This window comes from Paenibacillus intestini, assembly GCF_030803945.1.
GTDB lineage: Bacteria > Bacillota > Bacilli > Paenibacillales > Paenibacillaceae > Paenibacillus > Paenibacillus polysaccharolyticus.
In genome coordinates this window covers 121,317-146,863 of the sequence record NZ_JAURUN010000013.1, presented here as the reverse complement: position 1 = coordinate 146,863, position 25,547 = coordinate 121,317, and the positions used below count along the sequence as shown (strand labels likewise).

Here is a 25,547-nt window from a genome sequence, read left to right as displayed (position 1 = left end):
CTTGGAACCGGCGATCAGTTTGCATAATGCACTCACTTGAACGATCCATTATCACTATATAAGTTTAACTATTCATTTACACGTGAACGAAGAGGACAGAAAAAACCTGAAAAAGCGGAGCGGTCGCTTAAAAGCTTTCTGCAAGAAAGCTGCATCGGAAGCATACGCTGTTCACCGGATTTTCCCTTTTAAAAAGGGAATCGAAAAAAATCTGGGGATAACAGCGATGGGAAGGTTGTTCTGTCATCGGAGTGGAATGTGTAAAATCTTTAGTTCAACTTATATAGGGTCAATTTATCCATTAAACGGGAGGTACCTATGCAGGAACAAATCATAGCGATGATAAGCGAAGTCAAGGATGACGCCCAGCTGGAGAACAGCTTGAATGGGCATTCCAGCATCATGGAAGACGGGGGAATGGACTCTTTACAGCTAATTACTTTCTTATTGAAGGTGGAGGAGAACTTCGGCATTGAAATCGATTTTGAACAATTCGACTTCGATTGCATGGAATCGGTTACAATCTTCTGCAATTATATCTCGGAGCTGCAGAAGACGGCATCTGTATGAACGATAGAGGCAAGTCCGAGCTCATTATCGGGATGTTTGACGCGGAACGCTTCTGGCGCGACCCTAATCAAGCCAAACTGCCGTCGGTTCACGATCCTGAAATGGAGAATGTCGTGATGGCCATGGATGAGCTACTCTTCCCATTTTGCGGGGCGCAGGATAGGCTCATTACCCGTTATCGAATGAACGCTTCTCATAAAGCGTATTTGCATGAGATCGGATTCCAATTTCTGTCCAATTCAAGCGATCTTGAGAGTCCTGATGGAGGAAGCGCAGGCAGAACCGCCAATATATTCGACCTGCTCACCTCAACGGATCAAGTGGGTGACATTGATCCCGATTGGCTAAACGGCGCTCGGTTATCGCCCTTTGCGGTCATTCCGGGAGTGGACCGTGCTGCTGCGCGTTTCGGGCTGGAACAGGATTGTCTAGCTGTCGAGACGGTTCAGACGGTTAATTCTAAGCTGTATTCAACCGAATTGAACCGTCGCCTGGGGCTTCAGTGTGACAGCCAGACGGTCTATTCCCACGAAGAGTTGCTATCAAGCGGCTTGGCTCTGCTGAAACAAGGCCCCTTTCTGATCAAAGATGAGTTTGGGGTATCCGGGAAGGGGAATTTGCTAATCGAGTCGGAAGCGATTCTGCAACGGGTCACCTCTTATCTCGCCGATCAGTGCAGAAAGGGAAGAACGGTTCGGTTTATTATTGAGCCGTTCCTCCTCAAAGAGCTGGATTTCTCTTGCCAATTCCACATCGATCCGGACGGTGCGTACCGTCATGTCTCTGTGCAGCAAGTGGTCAATCACAAATTCGCTTACCAAGGCTCCTATACAGCCGATGACAGGCTGCTTCATAGGCTACACGAAGCGGAGTACTTTGATGTAATGAAGCTGGTAGCCCGCGAGCTTTATCAGTCGGGTTATCACGGCGACGTATGCGTCGATTCGATGCTACTAAGAGACGGCCGTATCGTTCCGATTGTTGAGGTCAACGCAAGAAAATCAATGAGTCTAATCAAGCATTATGTTGACCGGTATCTCGAGAAGCACGATACGGCCGGCAGCATGACACATGCGACCTTACAGTTTGCAGGGGATGTATCATTTGATCGATTGCTGGAATTGCTGGACCGCGAGGGTGTTCTATATAAGCCTGATCGAGGGTTTGGCATGCTACCGTTAAGCGCGAATACACTCTTTATTAACAAGGCCGTCAGCGAGTGCAAGGGAATCCGGAATAAGCAAGTGAAGGGCAGATTGTATTATTCGCTGATCGAGGGGACAGGGGATAACGAACGATTGTCCGCGAAACTTAAGGAGGTTCTGTTGTCGTTATCCTTCAAGATCGCCCCCTGATGCATTCCGAAGTGCTTGAAACCATGGATGGAGGAAGAGAGTTTATGGGGAAGCGTAAAGTAACGATTCTATGCTCGGGTTTCGGTCTGGGATTCTATATACCCGGTCTGTTAGCTGCAAGCGAGTTCGGGAAAAGGGATATCAAGGCGGAAGTGCTCGTGTTCGAAAGCTTTTTGGAGCACGACAAGAGGGAGCATATTGCAGATAGCAGGACGGCTTACCACAGTAATTTCGCACTTGCCAATATTTCGGCTCGAATGCCGATGGATATCCGCAATAGTATAGATTATGCCCAGGTTGAGTTATTGCTGGAGACCTGGAAAGCGGAAGAACGCTACGAATTCATATCGCTATCCGGACACTGGATCTATATTCTGGATTTGTATAGGGAGAAGATGTTGCCGAATCCGATTCATGTAGACCTGCTCTACGTCGATTCAGATCTGGCTCCGTCCTGGAAGAGCCTGAAGAAGTTTCATCCCCGGTATGACGAGCATTATTACAATGCTTGTCTCTATGACACCGATAAGATGGCAATTCGATACGAAATCCCGGTTCTTCCTGGTACGACACTGCCTTTCGAATCAAGGAAGCGGCGGCTTGTTGTTCATGGCGGCGGTTGGGGGATGGGCACTTATCAAAGTACAATTCCAGAGCTTGCCAGTCATAACTATGGGCTTGATATTGTAGCTTACGACTGGAAGGAAGCGAAGCCCGATCCCGATCACCGATATTGGATGAACGATCCGGAATGGTGTTCTTGGGTGAAGAGCGCGAACGGTCTGCACGAATTTCCGCCATACATTGAAATAGCAGGAGAAGATACGAATTCATATACCGCTGAGGCTGATCATCATTGGTTATTTGACGTCGCTTCTGAGGCGATGGCTATCGTAGCCAAGCCGGGAGCGGGCACATTGATCGACTCGCTTGCCTCCGAAACGCCTCTTATTCTTCTGGAGCCGTTCGGCAGTCATGAGCTTAGCAATCTGGAATTGTGGGAGTCGCTTGGATTTGGAATACGCTACGAGAAGTGGCGAGAGATGGATTTTTCTGTAGATATCCTTAAAGAGATGCATCAAGCGATCAAGAACAGACCCGGTGAACGGACGAACTATGTGGATCACTACTGCTCAAGGGTTGCGTTAACGAAGACGTAAGATATCAATGGCAGAAGGGGTAATGCAATGAGCTTAAGTAAATTGAGTGTTGCCAAGGATACGGTAAGCTATCCGAGATGGATCGTCTTGCAGCTGCTAGAGGAGTGCAATTTACGATGTAAGATGTGTTATGAATGGGGACTCGAAGGGCCTTACAAAAGCAAAAAAACATTAGCGCAGCTGGACCCGGAGCTGATCAAAAAGATCATTGTCGAGTGCAGCCCCGGCAAGCCATATTACGATTTCTTCGGCGGCGAGCCGCTGATGTACCCTTGGCTGAGCGATATTCTCGCCATGATCAATCATTATGGAAGCATAGCGGACTTCCCCACGAACGGCACACTGCTTGAGAAGCATGCCGAGATGTTAGTCGAGACTCCGCCTAATAAGATCTGGGTGTCGCTCGACGGCCCTGAGGAAATCAACGACAGGCAGAGGGGCAAAGGCGTATTCAAGAAAGTAATCAAAGGAATCGAGAAGCTCTATGAGCTCCGGCAAAGCAAAGGCAAGCAATTTCCGAAGATGGGTGTATCCTTTATCATCACACCCTTGACCTATATGTACGTCGAGGAATTTTTCTTTAAGCATATCGACTTGTCAATGTTGGACCATATCAGCATGGAAGTGCAGCTCTATGCCACGGAAGAGCAGTATGCCCAATATGTGGAGGTTCTTCGTGAGGAATTCGGCGTGCATGAAGCTCCGTATGCCAAGGGGATGGTCTGGAAAGACAATAGTTCGTTCAGCCAGATCGATATTCCCGAATTGACGAGACAGCTCAATAATGTTAAAGAGTATTGCTTGAAAAACAGTATCGATGTGATTACCTATCCGAAGACGATAGATGAACAGAACTTGCACAACTATTTCTCGGGACATTTCCATCAGATGGCGGATAAACGAAACCGTTGCTCTCTTCCATGGACTTATGCGGAGATTACGGCAAGAGGTGATGTTTCGCCCTGCCATGCTTTCTATGATTTGACCTTCGGCAACGTGAACGAAGAGAATTTGCTGGATATCTGGCGCAGTGACAATTACAAAGAGTATCGCGCGTATATGAAAAAAAATATGCTTCCGATTTGTACGGCTTGTTCAAGGTATTATATCTACTGATTCATGTGAATGACCTATTACGTTTAAGAAGGGTGTGTTGATATGAATCCGAAATCTGAGATTAAGCATTCCGCTAAGGATCTGCAAATATTGAAACGTACGATCAAGAATACGGTGGAAACCAAGCGGAACATGGAGAAAATAGCGGGTTACGCGACACCGTTGCCAGAGTCGGTCGGGATTAAACTGACGAACCAATGCAACTTGCGCTGCAAACATTGCTATCAATGGAATGACACCGGCTACCATCACTTCATGACACCGGAGCAGCAACGCGAACAGCTCGACTACGGGCTACTGGAGAAGCTGATCCTTGAGACGGAACCAGCCAAGTCGAGACTCTATATCTGGGGCGGCGAGCCGCTCGTATACAGCCATTTCGACCGTTTAGCCGATTTGCTTGAAGCCCATCCTCGTGAGACGACGATCTGTACGAACGCGGTGCTGATCGAGCGAAAGCTGGACGCCTTGCTGAGAATCTCCGACAACCTGGAGCTGCTCATTGCGCTTGATGGATTCGAAGAAGAGAATGATGCGCTTCGCGGCAAAGGGGTATTCAGCAAGGCGATAGATGCGATCCGGAAGCTGGTCGAGCTGCGCAAGGAAAACCGGTTCAAGGGCAAAATTACGATCCATACCGTCGTTAACGATGGTATGACTGACAAGCTTTACGATCTACTGGACTTTCTGGAGGGCGTCGGTGTAGATATGGTCATGGTCTGCTTCCCGTGGTACATCTCGGACGAATGCACGCAGGGAATGGACAATTACTTTGACGAGAAGTTCGACTTCCTTCCGGCGAGCGAGCACAAAGGCGAACGAAGCTGGCACGCCTTTAACTACAAGCTCAATCCGGAGCGTATCCCTGCTTTGATGAGCGAGTTGGATCGGGTGAATAATCGGGTCTGGAAAATGCGTTTACGCTACCAGCCGAATCTGGATCATGACCAGATTGAAGATTTCGTGCTCGGCAAAGAGGTGAAGGGTAAAGGCACGATGAACAAGAAGTGCCTGGCGCTCTCGAATCGGATGGACATTACGCCCGATGGAACAATTATCGCATGCAAATTTTTCAAGGAGTTCGAGATCGGCAAATTACATGATACGTCTGTACAGGAATTATGGCATAGCATGACCTACAGAAGGATAAGGGAAATGATGGATGAACGACTGACACCGGCTTGTTCCAAGTGCAGTGTCTTGCATTTGCACGGTGTATAACGATTCTAAATTCACATAAATGAGGTGCACAAGTGAGTATTATCCAGATGGAGGGGTTATCCAAAAGCTTCAAGTATTACGAGAAAGAACTGGGGCTCAAAAAATCGCTCAAAAATTTAGTGAGGCGGAAATCACTGATCAAAGAAGCGGTTAGCGAAATATCCCTTGTAATCGAGCAGGGTGAGATGGTCGGATTTTTAGGCCCGAACGGTTCTGGCAAAACAACTACGCTTAAGATGCTGTCCGGCATCTTGTATCCGACAAGCGGGCAAGCGAAGGTATTAGGCTATGTCCCTTGGGAACGAAAAAAAGAATTCAAGATGCAGTTCTCAATCGTGATGGGACAGAAATCACAGTTGTGGTGGGATTTACCGGCGAACGAATCGTTGTACCTGAACAAATGCATTTATGAGGTCGAGGATAAGCCCTACAACCTTGTTCTTGATGAGCTTACGGAGATGCTTGACGTTAAAGATCTGCTTAATATTCAGGTGCGGAGACTCTCGCTGGGGGAACGGATGAAGATGGAACTTATTGCGTCGCTCATCCACCGGCCTAAGGTGATTTTCCTGGATGAGCCTACAATCGGACTCGATCTGATCTCGCAGAAACGCATTCGGGAGTTTCTGAAAGATTATAACGAGCAGACGAAGGCAACGGTCATTCTGACAAGCCACTACATGGCGGATATTGAGGATCTATGCAAACGAGCGATTATCATCAATCAGGGGAGGATCGTATACGACGGCGATCTTCGGCGTGTGAACGAGCTGTTGCATGCCAAAAAGATTATCAAGCTGCAATTTACGGATGAAGTGCCGAGGCAAGCGCTAAGCGACTATGGCACGATTACTCAACATGACGGCATGAATGCCGTCATGGAAATTGACAAGCATGACCTCCAGCGGCTTTCCAAAATGATACTGGACCGGTTCCCGATCCTCGATTTCACAGTTGAAGATATACCTGTCGAGCGAGGCATCGAAAGCTTATATCAGAAAGATGGGGTCAGACATGAAAGCCTTGCAGAAATATAAAAGGACGTACATCCTTGCGCTTCAGAACGCGATGGAGTACCGGACCGATTTCCTGATGGGCATTATCAGCGGCGGCTTTATCATACTCGTCCAATGCTTTCTCTGGACAGCTGTGTTCCGCAGTTCGCCGCAAGAGATTATTAACGGCTATACGTATTCACAGATCATCATTTATTCCGTGTTGTCCGGCGTCGTCTCCAAGCTGGTTTCTGCCGGCTTCGAGGGGGAGATCGCGAATGACATCAAGACGGGCGGACTAAGCAAATTTATCGCTCAGCCCATTCATTATTTCAGCTATCGGATATGCAATTTCTTCGGTGAGAAAACGGTTCAGACCGGGGTCGTCCTTGTCTTATTCGTCATACTGATGACCGTGTTTACTCAGATTTGGGGGTTTCAGCTTAGAGTGGGACAGATCGTTATGTTCCTGGTTAGTATTTTGTTCGGAATGCTCATCAACTTCCTGCTTTTTTATTCGATTAGTGCGCTCGCGTTCATCATTACTGAGGTTTGGGGCGTGTATATCGCGTTCAATCAAGGCGTCTATCTGCTCAGCGGCGCCATCTTTCCGCTTAATATTTTCGGAGATACGTTTGCCACAATCTCCAGCTATTTACCGTTCCAGTATGTCGTATTCTTCCCGGTTAAGATCATCCTCGGGAGCTTGGAGGTTCATGAGATCGTGAGCGGGCTCCTCTTGCAGGCCGTTTGGGTAACGGTGCTTTTGGTCATTTCCAAGTTGGCTTGGGATTCCGGGATGAAGAAATATGTAGCCGTTGGAGGTTAGATCTGTGAGTATCCGCTTGAGTGAGATTCGGAAGCACGTACGTATGTTTTTTATTTTCGCAAAGAACAGTTTGGTCGGTTATATGGAATACAAAGCGAATTTCTACTCCGGTTTGATCATGGAGACCGTATTTCTGTTTTCCAAGCTGATCTATGTCATCTTCGTTTTCCAGCTGGGGATCGAAATTAATGGAATTTCTCCTGACCAGATGATGATCTTCACCGGGACCTATACGATTATGATCGCAATCTATACCGGATTGTTTATGGATAACTTTTATAGATTTTCCGGCCATATCCGCAACGGAACGCTGGACTTGTATATGACGAAGCCACTATCGCTGCAGTTCATGATTTCGTTCCGAAACGTTAACTACGCGTTTCCGATTCCGAACCTGATCGCCGGGATCACGATGATCGTAGTGGCTTGGCGGCGTCTTGGCATCGAGCCAAGTTTCATGCACGTGGCCGGATATATCGGCGTGATATTGAGCAGCACGATCGTGACCTACTCGGTGCTTCTGCTTCCGCAAATCCTTGCTTTCTGGACGGTGAAGTCCGGTTCGATCTTCGACATAATTGATAAGTGTTGGGATTTCAACAATATGCCAATGTACATATACCCCAAATGGCTACAGAGGATAGGGCTGTATGTCGTGCCTATCTTGTTTATTACCAACATGCCGTCGGTTTATTTGATCGACCGTTTGGACTTCTTCCTTGGGATATGGATTTTTGTAGCTCCTGTGATATCGCTTCTGGTCGTCAGGCTGTTCTGGAAGCTGGCCGTCAGACACTATGAGAGTGCCAGCAGTTAGAGAAATGCTAATAACAAATGGTTGAGAGGGTGAAGTGCATGAGCAAGATGGAGTTCAAGAGCTTTTCGCCGCAGACAGAGACTACTACCAAGAAGCGGCTGCACAACGGGATCGAAATCTATCAAAACAACGTAGGCGAGACCGAGTTCCTCTACAACGAGATTTTCCAGAAGGAGATGTATTTTAAGCATGGGATTACGCTCCCGGATCATGGCACGGTCATGGACGTTGGTGCGAATATCGGCATGTTCACCCTGTATGTCAGCAGCAAGAGCAATTGCAGGGTATATGCCTTTGAGCCACTGCCTCCGACGTTTAAGCTCTTGGAGATGAATACGAGCTCGCTGCCTCGCGTAACAACAGTTAACGTCGGACTTTCCAATGAGATCAAGGAAGCGGAGTTTGCCTATTTCCCCACGATGTCCACGGATTCTGTCCAGATCAGATACCGGGAGAACCACGATCAGGATCTCCGATACGGGTTAATCAACCATTACCGGGATCATTTCGACGACCCGCGCATGCTAAACCGGTTTGTGGATCAAATGATGTCGCCGAAGTTTCTGAATGAACAAATCCATCGATGCAAGTTAACTACGATCTCTGAAATGATCCGTTATTATGATATGAACGTCATTGATCTGCTCAAAATCGATGTGGAAAAAAGTGAGTTTGAGGCGCTGGAAGGCATAGAGCTGGAGGATTGGGGCAAAATCAGGCAAATTGTAATGGAGGTGCACGGACTGGACGGAGAACAGATCAGCAGGCTAGAGAACATTTTCCGAACCAACGGCTTCAATGTCGTGATCGATTACTACGAAGATTTGAATATCCCCAATTACTTCAATGTGTACGCGATGAATCAAATGCATATATCGGCAGGGTGATAGTCATGATACAGCATCTGTATGCAAAGTTGGTATGCTCCAGCTGCAAGGGTGTGCTGGTCCAGTCGGAGGCGTTGCTGCAATGCTGCAACTGCGATGCGGTATATACGATCGATGATCGTTATGTATCGATGCTCGACCGGCGGGAGCAGGTTGCCCACCCTTCCGAATGGAACCGGAAAGAGGCTGAAATTCGGGATTATAGCGAGATTTCGCACTCCCTTGCGTTGTCCGGTATAGGCCGATTCGCCACCTTCTTAAATTATGGTTACGTCCCGGACGGGAGTGAGCAACATGCGGTAATCGAGCCGGGCGATGCATGGAATAGAAACTCAGTCAAGCTGCTGCTGGAGACAGTGGGCAGGACGGAGATTCGGGAGCGGCAGGTGATCGACATCGGATGCGGCAGGGGAGGGAACATAGCAGCTCTGTCTAAATATTTCAAGCCGCTGTCTATTGTCGGTCTCGACATCTGCCCAGCGAATATAGCCTATTGTAATGCCAAATCCCGAGGGGGGGAATCTTTCTATCTCGTCGGCGATGCGGAGAATATACCGTTTGCAGACGAGAGCTTCGATGTAGTGTTAAATATAGAATCCGCACATGCCTATCCGAACCGATCACGATTCTATGAAGAGGTGTATCGGATCATGAGAGTTGGCGGTGTATTTCTGTATACGGAGTTGATGCTGGGAGATCAGGTAGCGCAGAACGTCAGACTGTTAGAGGAAGCAGGCCTGTCTGTAATCCGTAATCAGGATGTGACTTCGAATGTTCTTCTATCATGTGATGAGAGTGCGAAGCAGCGTACTGGCACACAAGGGATTGCGAGCAACGCCAAAGCGAGCACGAATATTGGAGATATTAATGATTTCATCGCATTGCCTGGCTCGAAGAAATATGAAGAGATGAAGGCTGGAACGCGGCAATACCGTATGATGAACCTTGTTAAGAGGGAATAAAGCCGTAATATCAACAATAATTTTGGGCGTGTCTGAAAACTCTGAAGGCGGCAGATTTTGCTGAATTTTCGTTCCAAGCCAGGAAGTTTTCCGCAGGCGTGCCGGGGCACGTCAAGGGAAAGTGACGTAGCAGGGGGCGAAAAGGCGGTAAAAGATGCACTTCAGTAGGTTTCAAGACACGTCCTAGTATAGGAGAAATATGGTATGGAAGAAATGATTTCCCTGGACACCTTTCAGCCCTTCGACGGTATGACAAAAATGTTTCCTCATCATAATTTTCCTTATTTTAATTGCGGCTACAATTTGATGTTAACACTTGCTAGATATTTCAGAAAAAATGAATTGCCGATTTTGAATAATGTCATTAGTATTTATAGATTTAATGAACAAAAAATACAAACAAGAGGATATTTCAAGTTAGAGGTGTTGGATCTTGAGGAGGGAGATCAGATCCTTGAGGAAATGGGGATCTCTATTCGTAAAAAATCTCCTGCACTAGATACGTTACAAGATGAGATCATAAGCTCTATTTCTAGTGGTCATCCGATTTCCATCTTCATTGATTTATTTTATCAACGCGGGAGAGACTTTTATTATAACAAAAAACATGGATTGCACCCTGTTTTTGTCTATGGTTTCAATGTTACGAACGAGGAAATATATACGGTTGATGATATTACGGAATATAGACAATATTCTCTGCCATTTTCAGAATTTAAATCGTCATGCATGACTTCGGAACATGTAAAGATGCCAGACTACTTTTGGGAATATGCGCTAGTGCCCCCCGGTAATCATGAGATCTTGGACAATAAGAAGTCAGCAGACACAACCATCAATACATTCGTTGAAAATATGTGTAGGTATCAACATGAAATAACGAAAAGTTTGAATAATATACTGTTGCTCGCAGAAAATTACGAGCTCATTCTACAAAATGAAACGATTATAGAAACACTGAGTAGTACGATTTATAGAAAATGTTCTGAGAAATACAGGTTAAATACGCTCTATAAGTACAACATGGATCATATCCATGCAAAACATACGCTTGACCCGTTATTGGACCAAATTATTCATGACTGGAAGACAGTAAGAATCTATTCGAATAAAGCCATCATGTCCCAAAAGTTCACTGGGGAAATCATAGATAAGTGCATTGGTTTATTTAAAAAAATCTATACGAATGAAGTCCATTTTCATAATCAATTGTTTTTAATGTTAAAGGCTTTCAGGTCGAGTCACGTCTAATATGGCTAGAAATAAGCCGTATGAACCTGATTAAATAGCTACTTTGCCCGAAGCTTCTAGCGTTCGGGCCATTGTTGTTTTTTACCAAAATAACATGTTTAGCGTAAAGCATCGGTTGTAGCTTCTGTTCGTCGGATGGATCAATTGTCAGTAACGTTGTGTCGTTGATTGTTTTCAAGAGTTGCAGTAAGACGGGGTAAAGATATTCCTAACTTTTTGGCTTCTTTCACAACTTCAATTACTGAAAAACCTGCTTTGGTATTGTTGTATTCAATGGAAAGTCGTGCTAGGCTGCCCTTTGCAAAAATAACCTTGTTAAAAAGCATACTGAGAAGTGGTGGTGGGATCTTAGTCAGAAGTAGAGAAATGATATCAATCTTAGCACCTCTTGCTCTAAGTACAGGTACAATTTCCCTCATATGTTTCCCCACATTGGCGAATGAGTCACGATGATTCAAAAGAGCTGGAAAACTTCCTCGTCTCAACACCTCGGCCTCCATAGCCGCATTCATGGCAAAGTGATTCCATAGCCAGTTTTGCATATCCTTGATCCAACTAATTTTAAAATGGGCACTTTCAAATAGTTCCTTGACCATGTTGTTTATTTGTTCCGTGCCAGCCCGTGGTTTTTCAAGAAATATCATTTTAAAAAAGCCGCCTCTAAGTGTATTGTCCGTGATGCCGCCTCCTGCTCCTGGGAAGCCAAAGACAACATTGTTCATAACCAAGGGTGAGATGGCTGATTTCAAATCTTGCCAAATGTTATTGAATATGAAGATAGGAGTGGTTCCTCCAACAGTCGACAGTAATTGTGTTACCTCTGGAAGATGTTCCGTGTGGACACTTACAATAATGAGATCATAATTAGGACGTATCTCTTCATGAAGTTGGACGTTCCAGCTTTCCTTTATGAACTGTTTTCCTCTTCGTGCGTCCCACATTTCAAGCTCAATATAGCCTCCGAAGGTTGCTTTTCTCCCTTTCCTAACATAGAACTCAACGGTATGCCCTGCCTTTTCCAAAGCCCAAGCATATTGGGTGGATATTAAACCTCTACCAAAGAATAAAATTCTCATATTGCCTCCCTGAAAATATATTTTAGCTCTTGTTGATGATCCAACAACGTGTTGTATAATGTTATTGTATGGATTCATTATATGGTCATCAACCATCAGAATTTTAATATCTGTCGTATCATGGGTTGAACAGATTGAACAGAAAATGGAGGGGAATCATGCATAAGCAACCTGAAATCACGGACAAAACGAGGCAGACGTTTGTAAATGTATTCTGCGATTTATATAGCCGGAAACCAATCGAAAAAATATCCATTCAAGAGATCGCTAACCAATCAGGATATAATCGCAGTACATTTTATCAATACTTTACAGATATCTATGAGTTGTTGGACTACGTTGAAGAGCGTATTTTGAAGTCCATTAACGAGGAAATGGCAGGCAGAGAGTTCTCTACACATACGTTCCAAGATGCACTTCAGTGCTTGGAAAATGCAGAGGACATTGCAATTCTGAAAGCCCTCTTGGGCGACTATGGCTCTGTTCATTTTGTGGAACGCCTAAAAAGGGAAATTCCCTTTGAACGATTGATTGTGGATTTTCCATCCGATGATGTTTTAGCACCATATATCATTGAGTTTTACATATCAACATTAATATCTATGTTTCGCCTTTGGATACGAAACGGCAAAGATCTGTCGTCAGAAGAGTTGGTCGGACTGATTGACAGCTTATTTACAAAGGGGATAACGCCATATCACATTTTTGGATCGGTCAATCCGCGGGGCAAAATTTGAGCAAAGGGGGAACACGCTACTTTTTGACATAATACGATAATATAATTACAAGTTCTCGGTCCATGATGGTAGTATATACTTAAATTCAATTTATTGAAGGAGGGAGTCTATATAGAGAGTCGCAATTCACCATTTCGTTCCGACTGTTGCGAAAAATGAATATGGTATGGTAATTGCGTTGTACATTTTGACGATAAGCTAAACTAAAGGGTGGCGCACATTCAATGAAGGCTAAAATTCTATACTTTTTATTATTAGTTTCTGTAGGAGTAAGTGTTTCGCTGTATGTATTAACGAATTATGATTTGGTTGAAAAGGGAAGTGCAAATAGTAACTCAGATTCACTAGAATTACCAGCAAGTGAACATGTTATAGAAGAAGAGAATACATATGGATCAGATGCAACAAACGAAATAGTTGACAAGAAACCCGAAACAGAACCAGCTGATACCGAATACATCTATTATTTAACAGATGATAAAATCATTGAGGCGATCAATGACGGAAAAGAAACGGATGAGGTGTTTCGTGAGAGTTTTAAATTACCTTTATTATCATCGACCAGCAAGGATAGTACGTTTGAATACATGGATGTTTTTATCAACACACCGTACAGATTGGTGACAGCACACTCATATAATCAATATATGTTGTACGATGAGACGGCATCTATTGATGATGTTATGAGCTTGATCAACTATAATTCTATTTCATTTGCTGCTTATGTGCAGAGAGGAACGGCTAGGATGCTAGCTACCGAATTGATACAGGACGGAACAGTCATTGAATCATATAAGATTAATAATACGGTGAAAGGAGATATGAAGATGATCTATTTTTCCGTAGATGCTATCGATTTCCGGGAACCCGCTATTCTGAAAATATTCGAAAAAAGTAATCCTTCAAACTATTCTGAATATCAGATTTCTTTTGAGGACCATGTTAAATAGAGCTTTATTGGAATAGTGAATGTAGAGTAGGTGGCGATGCTGGTAAGAAAAGGAGCTACCAATATGAACAGATTTCATTGCCCTTGTTGTGGCTATCCCACACTGGAGGAAAGACAAGGTTGGGAGATATGTTGTTTATGTGACTGGGAAGACGATGGGCAAGATGATCCGCATGCAGATGAAGTTTGGGGCGGACCCAATCAAGACTATTCACTTGCGGAGGCTCGTGAGAACTTCAAAAAACACTACATCATGTATAGAGATAAACAAACCATTTTAAAACAAACGGATAAAGAAGTTCAAACAAAGAAAAGATTAATTCATGCATTTGAAAAGCTTAGAAGCGCAGATAATAAATCTGCACAACAAATATGGCAGGAAATCGATTCCTTCGAAAAGGAACTGGATGATATTGTTCACGAAAGAGTAGAACGTTACAGCAACAACATAGAGAAGAATCAAGAGATTATAAACCGAATCAACTCCGAAAACCCTGACACAATCGTAAATGGCTTGTTATATCTAGCATTAAATGCGGATGATGGAGAGTTCGTACAAGAACTGATGGTGCCATATACTCGGCATAAAAATGAAAATATAAGAGGAATAGCCATTCTTTGTTTTGGCCATATCGCAAGAATACATGGGGCAGTGAATAAACAGTTGATTATTCCACTTATCCATGATGCATTAAGAGATGAGAGTTCATTGGTTAGAGGACATGCTGATTCAGCATTGGATGATATAAATATGTTTTGCAGGTAAGTAACTTGGAAATCGTAGAGAGGGGCGCTGAACCCCTCTTTGTTTCTATTATCGCGCTTGTTATATCTATTCTTGAAAAATCATTTTTGTGATATCATTTCTAATCCGTTCCACATTGGTCGTTGATAAATTGTTCAACATGATGATTGTAATCCTGTCATCGACATAACGGATGATCTCATTTTTGAATCCAACAATACCGCCGCCATGATAGACTCTTCTCCGATTCTTACCTTCATCTACAAACCAACCATAACCGTACCCAAAGCCATGGGGAGTGAATATTTTTTTGAGGCTTTCCTTTGTGACTAATCTCTCTGTATACAATGACTGGTCCCAATTAAATAGATCTTCTGTTGTAGAATAAAGATTTCCACCACCAATGGGAAAACTCATATCAATATACGCCGCATTAACGATATCATTATCGTATTCATAGCCCTGCGCCCTGTTAGGTATAATTTTCCCATGGTTATCGCAGCCTGAATTTTTCATTCCCAAGGGTGAAAAGATGTGTTTACTTAAAAATTGTTCATAAGTAAATCCTGTAATCTTTTCTATAATGTACGCCAGTAAAATATAACCTGAATTACTATACTGGAAAGTAGAATTTGGAACAAATTCAGGTTGTAAATCCGTGATCAAATGAACTATTTTCTCGGTTGTCGTGGGTTGCTTCATTAATTCTTTAATATTAGGGAGTTGTGTGATGTTGGGAATCCCAGATGAATGTGTTAATAAATGATGCAATTGAATCTGAGCACCGTATTTATACGAGGGTATGAACTTGGAGACCTGATCCAACACGCTTAATTCACCTTGCTCTTGAAGTATCATGATAGCCATTGCTGTAAACTGTTTAGTTATTGATCCAATCCTGAACTTTGTCTCAGTTGTATTCTTCACTTGGTGCTCTCGATTGGCATAGTTATATGCACGATTAAACCATATTTTATTATCCTTGGAGATCAATACACTTCCACTGTATTCTTCGTTCTTTTCCAAAGATATAAAGAAATCATGAATTTGGCTTTCTAGAGTTCGCAATGATTCATCCTCCAAGTTCCCAATTTGTATCTTTGATCATATAGGCATTTATTGGAAAAAACAAGTCTTATCGTTTTTTCACCAGTGTGGTAAAATAGAACGAGGAGGTCTGTAAAAACCTCCGACTAATAATTGAGATATAATGACGGAATAGTCAGAGACGAGCACTGGAGAATATCTCTTTCTGGCCCTTTAATCGTTATCATATACATTCAATAATAATATACTTACAATGTATTGATTATTACTCACCCATTGACTATATATCCCTCCATTTTCCTCAACAATTCTCGTGATATTTTTAATTCCTATGCCTTCTTTTAGTCTTTTTTTACGAGTTCTAATCTCGTTTAAGTCAAATACATTCGAAATTTCAATTAGTAAGTTTTTATTGAATTGTTTAATGATAAGGGAGATTTTTCTCTCATTTGGGTCATCTAGACGTAAGACTGCACTTAAAGAGTTATCTATTAAATTTCCCAGAACTATTGCAAGAATATCGTTATCTAATTCAATCTTTTCAGGAAAAAAAGATTCAATATTCAAAGATACTCCGTTCTCTTGAGCCACAGTCTTTTTTTGATTAAGTAGATAATTTAGTACATAGTTGTTAGTATAAAAATTGTTGATATTATGAAGCTTATTTACTGATTCCTGAATATATTTTTCAGCTCCGCTAATATCTCCTTGGCCTAACATCCCCGATAGAACGATGTATTGATTTTTCAAGTCATGCTTGATTGAATATAACCTAGACTGTGAATGTTGAAGTTGTTTAAAAAAGTTTAATTCTGATTCATAAAAATGTTTTTCTGCTCTCGTTTTCTCAAGTTTTTCGAAGGTGCTTCCAAGGGTAAAATATAAGTATAGTATGCATATATTTATAATAATGAATAAAATGCTACCATTAACATGATATTCCTCTTTCAGGTTTGCTACAGATGTTCCTAGGATCAGTAACGATATTAATGGTGTCAATATTAAGGTCATCAACAATGCGATATTTAATATTTTTCTTAAATTGTTTTGCTGTAAGTAAATGATCCTATAAATAGAAATGGATATTAGTTTCAAAATTACTGAAGAGAAAACCATTGAAAATACGAGAATGAAATTAAATTCAAATATTCCTGATAGTGACATTTTCCTTAAAAAAAAGAGAGGTAAAGAGTCACATAGTGAAAAAGTTAAAACTAGAAAAGTTAACTGAATAAATTTTTTCTTTGTTTCAAAATTATGTTTCTTAATAATGAATAATAATATAATAGCGGACATAAGATTCACCAATAAAAATGAATTATGAAAAGAGAATAAGCATAATAAGATCATCGAATAAAAAAAGAAACATAATAATAGTTTCGTCATGATTTTTTTTGAAAAAATGGTTTTGCTAGACAACCAATAATTAGTCAAAAATAAATTAATAAAAAAGTTAAATAAAATTGTAGTAGTATCGTTCATTACATAAGTTCTCTTATTTTCATCAAAATTTGCTTTTTAGCGCTATCAATAAATTTACGACTCATGGGTATTTCGACAGTTCTCGTATCATCTAAGTTAGCAGTAATTGAATTACTGCTAACTTTTTTTATATGTCTGGCATTCACAATATAAGAAGTATGAACTTGTACAAAATGATCATTGATTTTAGACAAAAGTGCATTGGTTTGAAGAAGTGTTTCATAAGTATCAGAAGCGGTATGAATCAGAACCCTTCTTTTGTTTTTCTCGAAGTATATGATCTCGCTGTGAGATAGACTATAGAAAATTTTATTGAATGTGAAAGTGAATTTTGAATCGTCTATGTTTAAATAATTTATAGTTCGATTTAAAGCAGGATATAATTTGTCTTTTGTTACAGGTTTTAAAATATAATCGAAAGTGTTAACTTTAAAGGCTCTCTCCATATACTCATTGAAACTTGTTACAAAAATAATTGGACAAGTGAGATTATTTTCTCTAATGGCCTCTGCGATTTCAATTCCAGATATATTGCCAAACTCAATATCCAAAATAAACAAATCATATGTATTCGATTTGAGGAACTCAATTAATCTAAAAGGATTATTAAATACATCTATTTCAAATAATGAAGAATCATATTCTAAAATCAAGTTTTCAATTACTTCTGCGAGAACTGGAACATCATCACATACTGCAACTTTTAACAACGTTAATACACTCCTTCAATAATGTGAACTGCAAGAGATTAATTTGGGAATATACAAACTACCATCAAAAATTTCATGTAAATCTTCTGAAAAGTTAGCTTTCAAGTCTCATTGGATAAATTCGATTCTATTATGTTTGATTGGAGTCAAACTGTAAATTAGGATTTTTTTTCCTTGGTAAAATTATTACACTACAATTGAATAAGTGTCAATTATTACATGTATATTGCATATTGTTACATTGATTATAAATTTTTTAATAAATAGTATACTATGAAATTACAAATAGATTATTTACTTTCTGTTTGTAAATGTATGTAACAAAAAAATATGATAATAAGGAGGTGGAAATCAATGAAAAATGTTTACTCCAAACCAACAATCGAGAAAGTAGCTGGTTTTAAAGAGTCTACTAAAGGTTTTTTTGCCGGTAAGTGGACAGATGTTTTTGGCGGTAAGGCTATCGTACGCATTGAGTTCTAAGATGGAATAAATACTTAATCTAGATTTTTTAAAAAGTGGTCATTGGACAATGAGAGAACGTCCAGTGACCATTATTTATGATAATAAAAATTAAATGAGAGGGTGGACTACTATTAGCATGTTGTTAAATGATATGGAAAAATTAAGCTCTGGTGGACTGCTTTATCAATTACATATAAAAAAAAAATGTGATGTTATGATTGTTTCTCACCAAAAGTATGTTAAGTACACTGATGGAGATATGGAAATTTATTGTATGTCTACTGAATACTCTAATTTTTCTGATTATGTTAAAACACATGAAATTACCCAATTGGCATTGATGATACAAAAAAAAATTACTGAGGGTATTTTTGTTCTGGTTAATAGTCAGGAAATAATTATAGGGGGTGCTTTGTTTGATACCTCTCTATGTTGGAGTAAATTAGATGGCACGATGGTTGTTAGTGATTCGGCCTGGAATATAGCACAATATTTTAATTTAGATATTTCAAAAGCAGCAGTTGCATTAAATCTGATAAGTAGTTTGCCTTATTATCCTTTCCAAAATGTACCCATGTGGGAAAATATAGAAAAAGTACAACCGTTTTGTGTTTTGAAAAATGGAAAAAATCAAACTTTCGAAGAAGTTAAAATTTGGGATGCACCTGGTTTGAACCATGACATGGATCTGACATTGAAAAATATAAGAGAGGGCTTTCTTGAGGTTATAAGAAGCAGTAATCGTTATGCCAATGTATCAGCGGATCTCTCTGGAGGTGTTGATTCGGCATCGGTTGCTTACCTTCTAAAGTTTTGTGATACAGATGTCAAGTTATACCACACAAAAACAGATAATAATTGGAATAGTGACTCTAAATGGGCTGCTTCGTTTGCAGAGGATATGAATACACCTCTAAACACGCTCTCATCTTTAAGCGAGTCTGGTAAGAGATATGATAGCAATACACCATACTCAGGATCAAAATTACCCGACCACCCAATTTTTTGGGCAGATACAGAGGGATATGTTGAAAAGATCGTTAGTTTAAACGAAAATCCCGGGAATTCAATTCATTTTACTGGTCTTGGTGGTGATGAATTGTTTACACCTATGCCAGCTTATGCCTGGACCCTAGTAAGGCAAAATAAATTAAGGAGTTTATCACTTGGCTTTAGATACTGCTTAATTTCAAGGATATCTTTTTTAAAGGGTATGTCTGATCTCATGAACAATATGCCTTTTAAGGAAGCAATAAAATCAGAAATAGGAATCCGATTTGGATACAATAGATCAAACAAAAAGGAATCGGCGTTGGATTGGTCCGGAAAAATAAATGTTCCAGCATGGATTAACAAAGACAGTCTTTCTTTGAGTTATAAAGCGGCAGTAAATGCTGTAGATAAAATTTCTGGAGGTCTTGATTCTGACCGTTCTAAACATCAAGCACTAGAGTCACTGCTGTTTCAAACACGTGTAATTGGTCAACTTAACCTGATTTACGGGGAAGAATACAAATGGAAATCTCCATTTTTAGATACAAAAATCATTGAATCTGCACTATCGATACCTATGCAGCATCACTTAAAGTCAGGGATAACTAAACCCATGCTTCATGAGGCTACAATGGGGATTGTTCCCCGTGAAGTTTTCACTCGAGGCTTTAAAGGAGATTATTCAACAGCTTTATATAGGGGCTATAAAGAGGCAGCGAATGCAATTATTTCTATCGTTAAAGATCTTAATGTTGTCAAACTAGGGGTTGTTGATCCAGACATACTGGTCTCTGAGTTATCTATGCCATCTGCTTTACACAACCGAATTATTGATTTTGAGAGACTATGCGCTGTGGAACGATGGCTCAAGAATACAATTGATTTCAACAAAAAAAAAGCAAAGGTGGTTAAGTTGTGAGAAAAAGAGGAATAAATGTTAAAATTATTGAACAAGAGAACGGGGCTATGGTTTTTGATAAAAGTATAGGGGTGTATTTTCAAGTAAATCATGTGGGAAAACTTTTATTAGAAGGATTAATTGATGGGAAATCGAGAAATGAATTAGTGGAAAAATTGGAAGAAACTTTCGCTCTAGAGAAACCTAATGCAGAGAATGATGTGGATGAATTTCTTTCTATGCTAAGAGAGGCGGGAATAGTGTAATGGACGTAGCACTTTTTTCAGAGAAACCAAAAAAAGTGTCAATGAAAATGAGACTCCTTGCCCTACTAGCAATTCTGATATCAGTGCCGTTGAATTGGCTTAGTCCAAATAGAATCGAAAAGATATTTTCTCGTATAACAAAAAATAAACCATCAGCTTCAGAGAAAGAAGTTTTAGAAATCCGTGATGCAGTATGTACAGTAAGCAGAAGGTGTAGAAGTCAAGAGGGGTGTCTGAGGCGTTCTATTGCTGTTGTAGTGGCAGCGTGGTTAAAGAGAAGTTCTGCAAGTTGGAATACAGGATTCGCTTTAGAACCTTTTAGGGCTCATGCATGGGTTGAAGTAAAGGGTAAACCTATTGGTGAGCCGGATGAAATTAGCTTGTATACTAAGGTTATTAGTGTGGCAGCTCATAGTGAGGAGATGCCTAAAAAAGAAATAAAGTCAGCACCTGAAAAAGTCCAAGAAGAGAAGGGGAAATCAGAGCATCGAAAATCAAATTTGAGAGAATTACTTGCTTTAGCTAATGGTTATAAATTAGAACTGTTCCTAGTAGTCATACTAGGTATTATTTGTGCATGTCTAACACTTTTGCAACCTAACCTAGTGGCAGATTTAGTTCAGCAATACAGTTCGGGTTTTGTAGTGAATTCAACTCTAATTCTTCTTGTGATTGTATTAGCAGCTTCCATGATTCTTACTACTATACAATATTATTTGTTGCAGAAGATCGGAGAAGGCGTTGTTTTTGAAGCACGGAGTAGTGTAATAAGTCATTTGTTAAAACTTCCGATAATTGAATATGATAAAAGAAGTGTAGGAGATTTAATAAGCAGAGTAAGCGGTGATACGTCTAGACTAAGAATGGCGCTGATTCAAGGGACAATTGCTTTCACTAGCGGTTCCTTTATTGTAGTTGGTGCTGCAATTGGTCTGGCGCTAAAGGATTTGGTTTTATTTTTAACTGCTTTATTTTGCATATCTTTAGCTTTTATTGGGATTTTTATGATGAGTAACCTTATACAAAAGTCTAGCTTCCGTGTACAACAAGAACTTGGGAAACTTAGCGGTATGATCGAGCGTGATTTACACGCAATCAGAACTATTCGTTCTACGAATGCTACTTTAGCTGAAGAAAATAAGATTAAACTACAGGCAGATTATTTAAGAAACTTAGGAATTCGTTTAGCAAAAATACAGTCATTTATGACACCTATTTCAAATATGAGCTTACAGATATGCGGTTTGATCGTCCTAGGTTTTGGCGGGTACCGTGTTTCTATAGGATCCATGTCTCTTGCAGATTTGATTGCTTTTGCTCTGCTACTTTTTATAATGATAGGACCATTGACTCAAATATTTGGAGCTTTTTCCGGGGTTGGAGAATCACTCGGAGCTTTTGCTAGAATTAAAGAATTGTTAGATCTTGATTTGGAAACATCTAAAGATGATAATCCTGCAAAAACATCCTATCCCAACTCTTCTAACGAAGATGGAATGGTTGTTTTTCATAAAGTTAATTTCGGGTATAACAAGTTAGATTTTGGAACGGATATAATCTCCCAAAATGATAATCTCATACTTAGAGAGATAGATCTGCATGCAGAGTTTGGAAAGCGAACGGCCATTGTTGGATCTTCGGGTGCAGGGAAAAGCACTATCTTACAATTAATAGAAAGATTTTATGATCCAGATAGTGGACATATTTATGTGAACGGAAAAGATTACCGAAGTTACTCTCGTGAAGATCTTCGGAAACTTATCACATATGTGGAACAGAATGCTCCTATTATTGCAGGAAGCTTACGAGAAAACCTTTTGTTAGGAAACCCTACCGTAACTGAAGAAAAATGTTATAATGTTTTAAAAGAGGTAAATCTTAGCTACCTGATAGAGCGATCTCCTGAAAAGTTAGATATGATTATTGGAGAATCGGGCACGACTTTATCAGGAGGGGAGCGCCAACGATTAGCTATGGCTCGATCTCTACTATCTGATGCGAAAATTGTTCTTTTAGACGAATTAACATCCAATTTAGACAGTTTAAATGAAATTGGAATGAAGAAGGCGATCGACAAAATGAGAGAGAATAAAACAGTTATTGTTGTTGCACATCGTCTATCGACAATAGTTGATTCCGATATGATATATGTTTTGGAACATGGAAGAATTATCGGGTCAGGTAGCCATAACGAGTTGTTGGAGAGAGTTCCCTTATATAGAAAATTAGCTAAAGAGCAATTCCTTGACAAAGTTATTTAAATATATGGTGATTGGAGAGTGATTACTGAGAATTCTATTTAAGAATAACTTGAAATAGGATGCTATAAATTTTCGCTCTTTTTTTTTACTTGCAACTGGAATTCTATTCTAAGGAGGCATTATATTGGTGAATAAAGAAAATAAAATTTTAATATCAAAATTATATAAGAAACATGGAGAGAGACAAATACTGAATAATGTGTCTTTTGAAGCGAAGGAAGGAAGAATCACAGCTTTTCTAGGACCAAATGGTGCAGGAAAAAGTTCAACACTTCGTATTTTGTTAGGACTTGATAATTCAACTGGATCAGCAACTTTTGGAGGACAAAAGTATGCAGCATACGATACTCCTTTGAAAGTTGTAGGAGCAGCTTTTGACGGGGTGGGTGGAGCTCCTTCTAGAAAGGTGAGAACTCATCTGAAAATTATAGCACAAAGCAATAACATTCCTAAGGACCGTATATCAGAGGTATTGGACATCGTTGGCTTATCAGATAAAGGTAATGCTAAATTAGGAACTTTATCACTAGGTGAAGGACAACGACTTGGTCTTGCAGCTGCACTTTTAGGAGACCCACAGTATCTTGTCCTAGACGAACCAACTAATGGACTGGATCCAACGGGGATTCGTTGGTTTAGAAAATTTATCCGCCAACAATCAGATATGGGAAAAACGGTGTTGTTGTCTTCACATATTCTTTCTGAAGTGGAGGCTGTGGCGGACGATGTAGTCATTATTAATCATGGGAAAATCATAACTACTGGTGAGATCAAGGATGTTATGAAGGACTTGGAATCATTGGAAGATGTATTTTTTTCTCTTACTGAGGGTGGGGTATAGTATGAACTCTTTTCTTAGAAGCGTAAGATTTGAACTAAATAAGATTATTTCCATGAGATTGTGGTGGATTATTTGTGTAATCGCACTTGGATTTCAACCATTAAGTGCATTAATAGCAGCGAGAAGCTATCTTAAAATTGGTTTAGATGCCACGCCAGAGACTCAACCAGGTCTAGTAAGTGCCTTACCCTCTTTGGATTATTTAGGTTTTGAATTAGCTCCTTTTGGTGTATTGCTTATGATTGTATTTGGGGGTGTGATTGGAGGGAGTGAATATCTACATCATCAACTACGTACAACATTACTTTGTCAGAGTAGTCGGGTTAAGGTGTTTGGTGCGAAAGTACTTGCAGTGGCAGTCTGTGCTCTATTTATTTCGAGTATAGCCGTTTATTTAACGATCTCTGTAATGCATCTCACCTTAGGTGATCAGGGGCTGCATCCCATTTTTTTGAGTCCGATAGCATGGCAGTATATTGGTTATGTTGTTCTAGATTGGATTTTACTTACTATACTTTCTTTTGGATTAGGCATGGTCTTTAAAAATGCTATAGTACCCTTAGCTTTTTTGATCCCGCAAGTCTACAATTTAGGTCTATACTTAGCCCAAAAATGGGAATGGGGGATATATCTTCCTGTGGCAGCGGGTAATCTTCTCTTTGCATCACCAACAGATCCTTTTGAGCATGATCCTTTAAAAGGGGTTGTTATACTTCTGTTATGGGTGATTGTAGCTTTATCTACTTCTTATTACACTTTTATTCGTAGTGATGTAGGGGGGAAATATTGATGTATGCTGCGTTACATAGTGAACAGACCAAATTTTTTTCATTTGGATGGTGTATTTTAGGTATATTTGGAGCGGTTGTTGTCCCTCTTTGCTATCTACTAACACTAAATGTACCCAAGACTGGGGGAGAGAAAGAAATTCTCTCTCTTTGTTTGCAAGCCCTCTATTTAGGTCACCCAGGTGTTATTTTTGCTAGTGCAGCCTATTTTGGCCAAGAATATTCGAATTCTGCGTTAAGAACAACACTTCTTACACAACCATCTAGGCTAAAAATAGTATGTGTTAAATTTCTAAATAACGTGTTAATTATAGTAATCACAGGAGTAGTTACCAGTGTAATTTGCTTATTTGTTCTTTACATTCAACATGATATGAAACTGTCTTCTGTCTATGAATTGATGATAACTGGAAGTTTGTCTGTGAGTATAATTAGTTGGGTTCAGATTGCTTTAATTACTTCAGCTATATCTGTAATTACAAAATCACTTATAGTGCCTCTTGCTATAATGCTCCCTCTTATGTTGGGGCTTAGTCACATGTTTTTTTCAATTAGTCAATCAGCAAAATTTTTACCGACGCTTGCTACAATGAATTTTTTCTCTATACCTGAGTCTAGTGTTTTTCTAGATAAATGGTCGGGATTGGGGATTCAATTTTGTTGGGTATTACTCATGGTAGTAATTGCTACTTTACTATTCTCACAACGTAGTATTCGTTAATTATACCAAAGTAGCGTATAAATCAATGTATCCAATATGTTACTGGAGCAGTCCAAACGAGGGGTAGGAGTTCTTTCCTACCCTTATTTGCTATACCCGCAACCCCAACAACAATCTATACTCCATTCGACGTTCCTTTAGATAATCTTACTACAAAAATATTTGACGCTACCGCGGCTATTTTTTATTATTTTATATGCTCATTTTTACAATTGACGCTGTCCTTCTATACCACCACCACCACCTTGCTGATTTTGATCAAACTTAAAGTTTTCTTTACAATCCACCAAAGCTCCCATTTCGCATGCTAAAATACGGAAGAAAAAACGACATGATTCGCCAGTGTGGTGGTCACCATTCGAAGGAGAAGAAAGGTGGCTTAACAACTTCAATCCATAGAGTTAG

At 40.3% G+C, this 25,547-nt stretch carries 26 protein-coding genes; 21 read left to right on the top strand and 5 right to left on the bottom strand.

Going from position 1 to position 25,547, the window contains the following annotated elements:
• Positions 1-318: 318 nt before the first annotated feature.
• The 11 genes from J2T16_RS25415 (at position 319) to J2T16_RS25365 (ending at position 11,163) form a co-directional block, all read left to right on the top strand.
• Positions 319-570 (top strand): acyl carrier protein, encoded by a 252-nt coding sequence (locus J2T16_RS25415; RefSeq protein WP_090923305.1) that lies wholly within the window; start codon positions 319-321, stop codon positions 568-570.
• Entirely contained in the window at positions 567-1,925 is a 1,359-nt protein-coding gene (locus J2T16_RS25410) for an ATP-grasp domain-containing protein (RefSeq protein ID WP_499019484.1), read from the top strand. The genes J2T16_RS25415 and J2T16_RS25410 overlap by 4 nt, the downstream gene beginning before the upstream one ends.
• A 44-nt stretch (positions 1,926-1,969) precedes the next feature.
• On the top strand, positions 1,970-3,085 hold the full coding sequence (locus tag J2T16_RS25405) for a UDP-glucuronosyltransferase (protein WP_499019483.1): 1,116 nt from the start codon (positions 1,970-1,972) through the stop codon (positions 3,083-3,085).
• A 27-nt stretch (positions 3,086-3,112) separates the two neighbouring features.
• On the top strand, positions 3,113-4,201 hold the full coding sequence (locus J2T16_RS25400; protein WP_221788389.1) for a radical SAM protein: 1,089 nt from the start codon (positions 3,113-3,115) through the stop codon (positions 4,199-4,201).
• Between the two features lie 42 nt (positions 4,202-4,243).
• Positions 4,244-5,422 (top strand): radical SAM/SPASM domain-containing protein, encoded by a 1,179-nt coding sequence (locus J2T16_RS25395; RefSeq protein WP_221788390.1) that lies wholly within the window; start codon positions 4,244-4,246, stop codon positions 5,420-5,422.
• 32 nt (positions 5,423-5,454) lie between these two features.
• Positions 5,455-6,459 (top strand): ABC transporter ATP-binding protein, encoded by a 1,005-nt coding sequence (locus J2T16_RS25390; protein ID WP_090923301.1) that lies wholly within the window; start codon positions 5,455-5,457, stop codon positions 6,457-6,459.
• Positions 6,437-7,246: an ABC transporter permease gene (locus J2T16_RS25385; RefSeq protein WP_167375794.1), complete on the top strand. Its 810-nt coding sequence runs from the start codon at positions 6,437-6,439 to the stop codon at positions 7,244-7,246. The genes J2T16_RS25390 and J2T16_RS25385 overlap by 23 nt, the downstream gene beginning before the upstream one ends.
• Positions 7,247-7,250: 4 nt before the next feature.
• Complete coding sequence (locus J2T16_RS25380) at positions 7,251-8,063, top strand: ABC transporter permease (protein WP_154891621.1); 813 nt, start codon at positions 7,251-7,253, stop codon at positions 8,061-8,063.
• Positions 8,064-8,101: 38 nt separating this feature from the next.
• Positions 8,102-8,950 carry an FkbM family methyltransferase gene (locus J2T16_RS25375; protein WP_499019482.1) on the top strand — a complete coding sequence of 283 codons (849 nt, stop codon included), beginning with the start codon at positions 8,102-8,104 and terminating at the stop codon, positions 8,948-8,950.
• 5 nt (positions 8,951-8,955) lie between these two features.
• Positions 8,956-9,912, top strand: a complete 957-nt coding sequence (locus J2T16_RS25370; RefSeq protein WP_499019481.1) for a class I SAM-dependent methyltransferase — start codon at positions 8,956-8,958, stop codon at positions 9,910-9,912.
• A 204-nt stretch (positions 9,913-10,116) separates the two neighbouring features.
• Complete coding sequence (locus J2T16_RS25365; RefSeq protein WP_499019480.1) at positions 10,117-11,163, top strand: hypothetical protein; 1,047 nt, start codon at positions 10,117-10,119, stop codon at positions 11,161-11,163.
• Positions 11,164-11,303: 140 nt separating this feature from the next.
• Here J2T16_RS25365 and J2T16_RS25360 read toward each other — a convergent pair whose 3' ends face one another.
• Positions 11,304-12,239, bottom strand: coding sequence for a ketopantoate reductase family protein (locus J2T16_RS25360; RefSeq protein ID WP_499019478.1), 936 nt, complete (start codon positions 12,237-12,239; stop codon positions 11,304-11,306).
• Between the two features lie 158 nt (positions 12,240-12,397).
• Here J2T16_RS25360 and J2T16_RS25355 point away from each other — a divergent pair, with 158 nt between their 5' ends.
• From J2T16_RS25355 to J2T16_RS25345, 3 genes are all read left to right on the top strand, one after another.
• On the top strand, positions 12,398-12,976 hold the full coding sequence (locus J2T16_RS25355) for a TetR/AcrR family transcriptional regulator (RefSeq protein ID WP_499019476.1): 579 nt from the start codon (positions 12,398-12,400) through the stop codon (positions 12,974-12,976).
• A gap of 224 nt (positions 12,977-13,200) precedes the next feature.
• Positions 13,201-13,926, top strand: a complete 726-nt coding sequence (locus tag J2T16_RS25350; RefSeq protein WP_499019475.1) for a hypothetical protein — start codon at positions 13,201-13,203, stop codon at positions 13,924-13,926.
• Between the two features lie 63 nt (positions 13,927-13,989).
• Positions 13,990-14,691 carry a CPCC family cysteine-rich protein gene (locus J2T16_RS25345; RefSeq protein WP_499019473.1) on the top strand — a complete coding sequence of 234 codons (702 nt, stop codon included), beginning with the start codon at positions 13,990-13,992 and terminating at the stop codon, positions 14,689-14,691.
• Between the two features lie 66 nt (positions 14,692-14,757).
• Here J2T16_RS25345 and J2T16_RS25340 read toward each other — a convergent pair whose 3' ends face one another.
• From J2T16_RS25340 to J2T16_RS25330, 3 genes are all read right to left on the bottom strand, one after another.
• Entirely contained in the window at positions 14,758-15,738 is a 981-nt protein-coding gene (locus J2T16_RS25340; RefSeq protein WP_221788398.1) for a serine hydrolase domain-containing protein, read from the bottom strand.
• Between the two features lie 192 nt (positions 15,739-15,930).
• The gene (locus J2T16_RS25335; RefSeq protein WP_336121134.1) at positions 15,931-17,013 is read right to left on the bottom strand and encodes a sensor histidine kinase; all 1,083 of its coding nucleotides are present in this window, start codon (positions 17,011-17,013) and stop codon (positions 15,931-15,933) included.
• A 185-nt stretch (positions 17,014-17,198) separates the two neighbouring features.
• On the bottom strand, positions 17,199-17,909 hold the full coding sequence (locus tag J2T16_RS25330; protein ID WP_221788400.1) for a LytR/AlgR family response regulator transcription factor: 711 nt from the start codon (positions 17,907-17,909) through the stop codon (positions 17,199-17,201).
• A gap of 354 nt (positions 17,910-18,263) precedes the next feature.
• Here J2T16_RS25330 and J2T16_RS25325 point away from each other — a divergent pair, with 354 nt between their 5' ends.
• The 7 genes from J2T16_RS25325 (at position 18,264) to J2T16_RS25295 (ending at position 25,142) form a co-directional block, all read left to right on the top strand.
• Entirely contained in the window at positions 18,264-18,392 is a 129-nt protein-coding gene (locus J2T16_RS25325; RefSeq protein ID WP_221788401.1) for a lasso RiPP family leader peptide-containing protein, read from the top strand.
• Positions 18,393-18,525: 133 nt separating this feature from the next.
• Positions 18,526-20,286, top strand: coding sequence for an asparagine synthase-related protein (locus J2T16_RS25320; RefSeq protein WP_221788402.1), 1,761 nt, complete (start codon positions 18,526-18,528; stop codon positions 20,284-20,286).
• Positions 20,283-20,531: a PqqD family protein gene (locus J2T16_RS25315; RefSeq protein WP_221788403.1), complete on the top strand. Its 249-nt coding sequence runs from the start codon at positions 20,283-20,285 to the stop codon at positions 20,529-20,531. Before J2T16_RS25320 ends, J2T16_RS25315 begins: the two co-directional genes overlap by 4 nt.
• Entirely contained in the window at positions 20,531-22,792 is a 2,262-nt protein-coding gene (locus tag J2T16_RS25310; protein WP_221788404.1) for a lasso peptide biosynthesis B2 protein, read from the top strand. Before J2T16_RS25315 ends, J2T16_RS25310 begins: the two co-directional genes overlap by 1 nt.
• Positions 22,793-22,919: 127 nt before the next feature.
• The gene (locus J2T16_RS25305) at positions 22,920-23,633 is read left to right on the top strand and encodes an ABC transporter ATP-binding protein (RefSeq protein ID WP_418792670.1); all 714 of its coding nucleotides are present in this window, start codon (positions 22,920-22,922) and stop codon (positions 23,631-23,633) included.
• A gap of 1 nt (position 23,634) precedes the next feature.
• Positions 23,635-24,423, top strand: a complete 789-nt coding sequence (locus J2T16_RS25300; RefSeq protein ID WP_221788406.1) for an ABC-2 transporter permease family protein — start codon at positions 23,635-23,637, stop codon at positions 24,421-24,423.
• Positions 24,423-25,142 (top strand): ABC transporter permease, encoded by a 720-nt coding sequence (locus J2T16_RS25295; RefSeq protein WP_221788408.1) that lies wholly within the window; start codon positions 24,423-24,425, stop codon positions 25,140-25,142. Before J2T16_RS25300 ends, J2T16_RS25295 begins: the two co-directional genes overlap by 1 nt.
• A 206-nt stretch (positions 25,143-25,348) precedes the next feature.
• Here J2T16_RS25295 and J2T16_RS25290 read toward each other — a convergent pair whose 3' ends face one another.
• Positions 25,349-25,534, bottom strand: coding sequence for a hypothetical protein (locus J2T16_RS25290; protein ID WP_336121133.1), 186 nt, complete (start codon positions 25,532-25,534; stop codon positions 25,349-25,351).
• Positions 25,535-25,547: the final 13 nt, after the last annotated feature.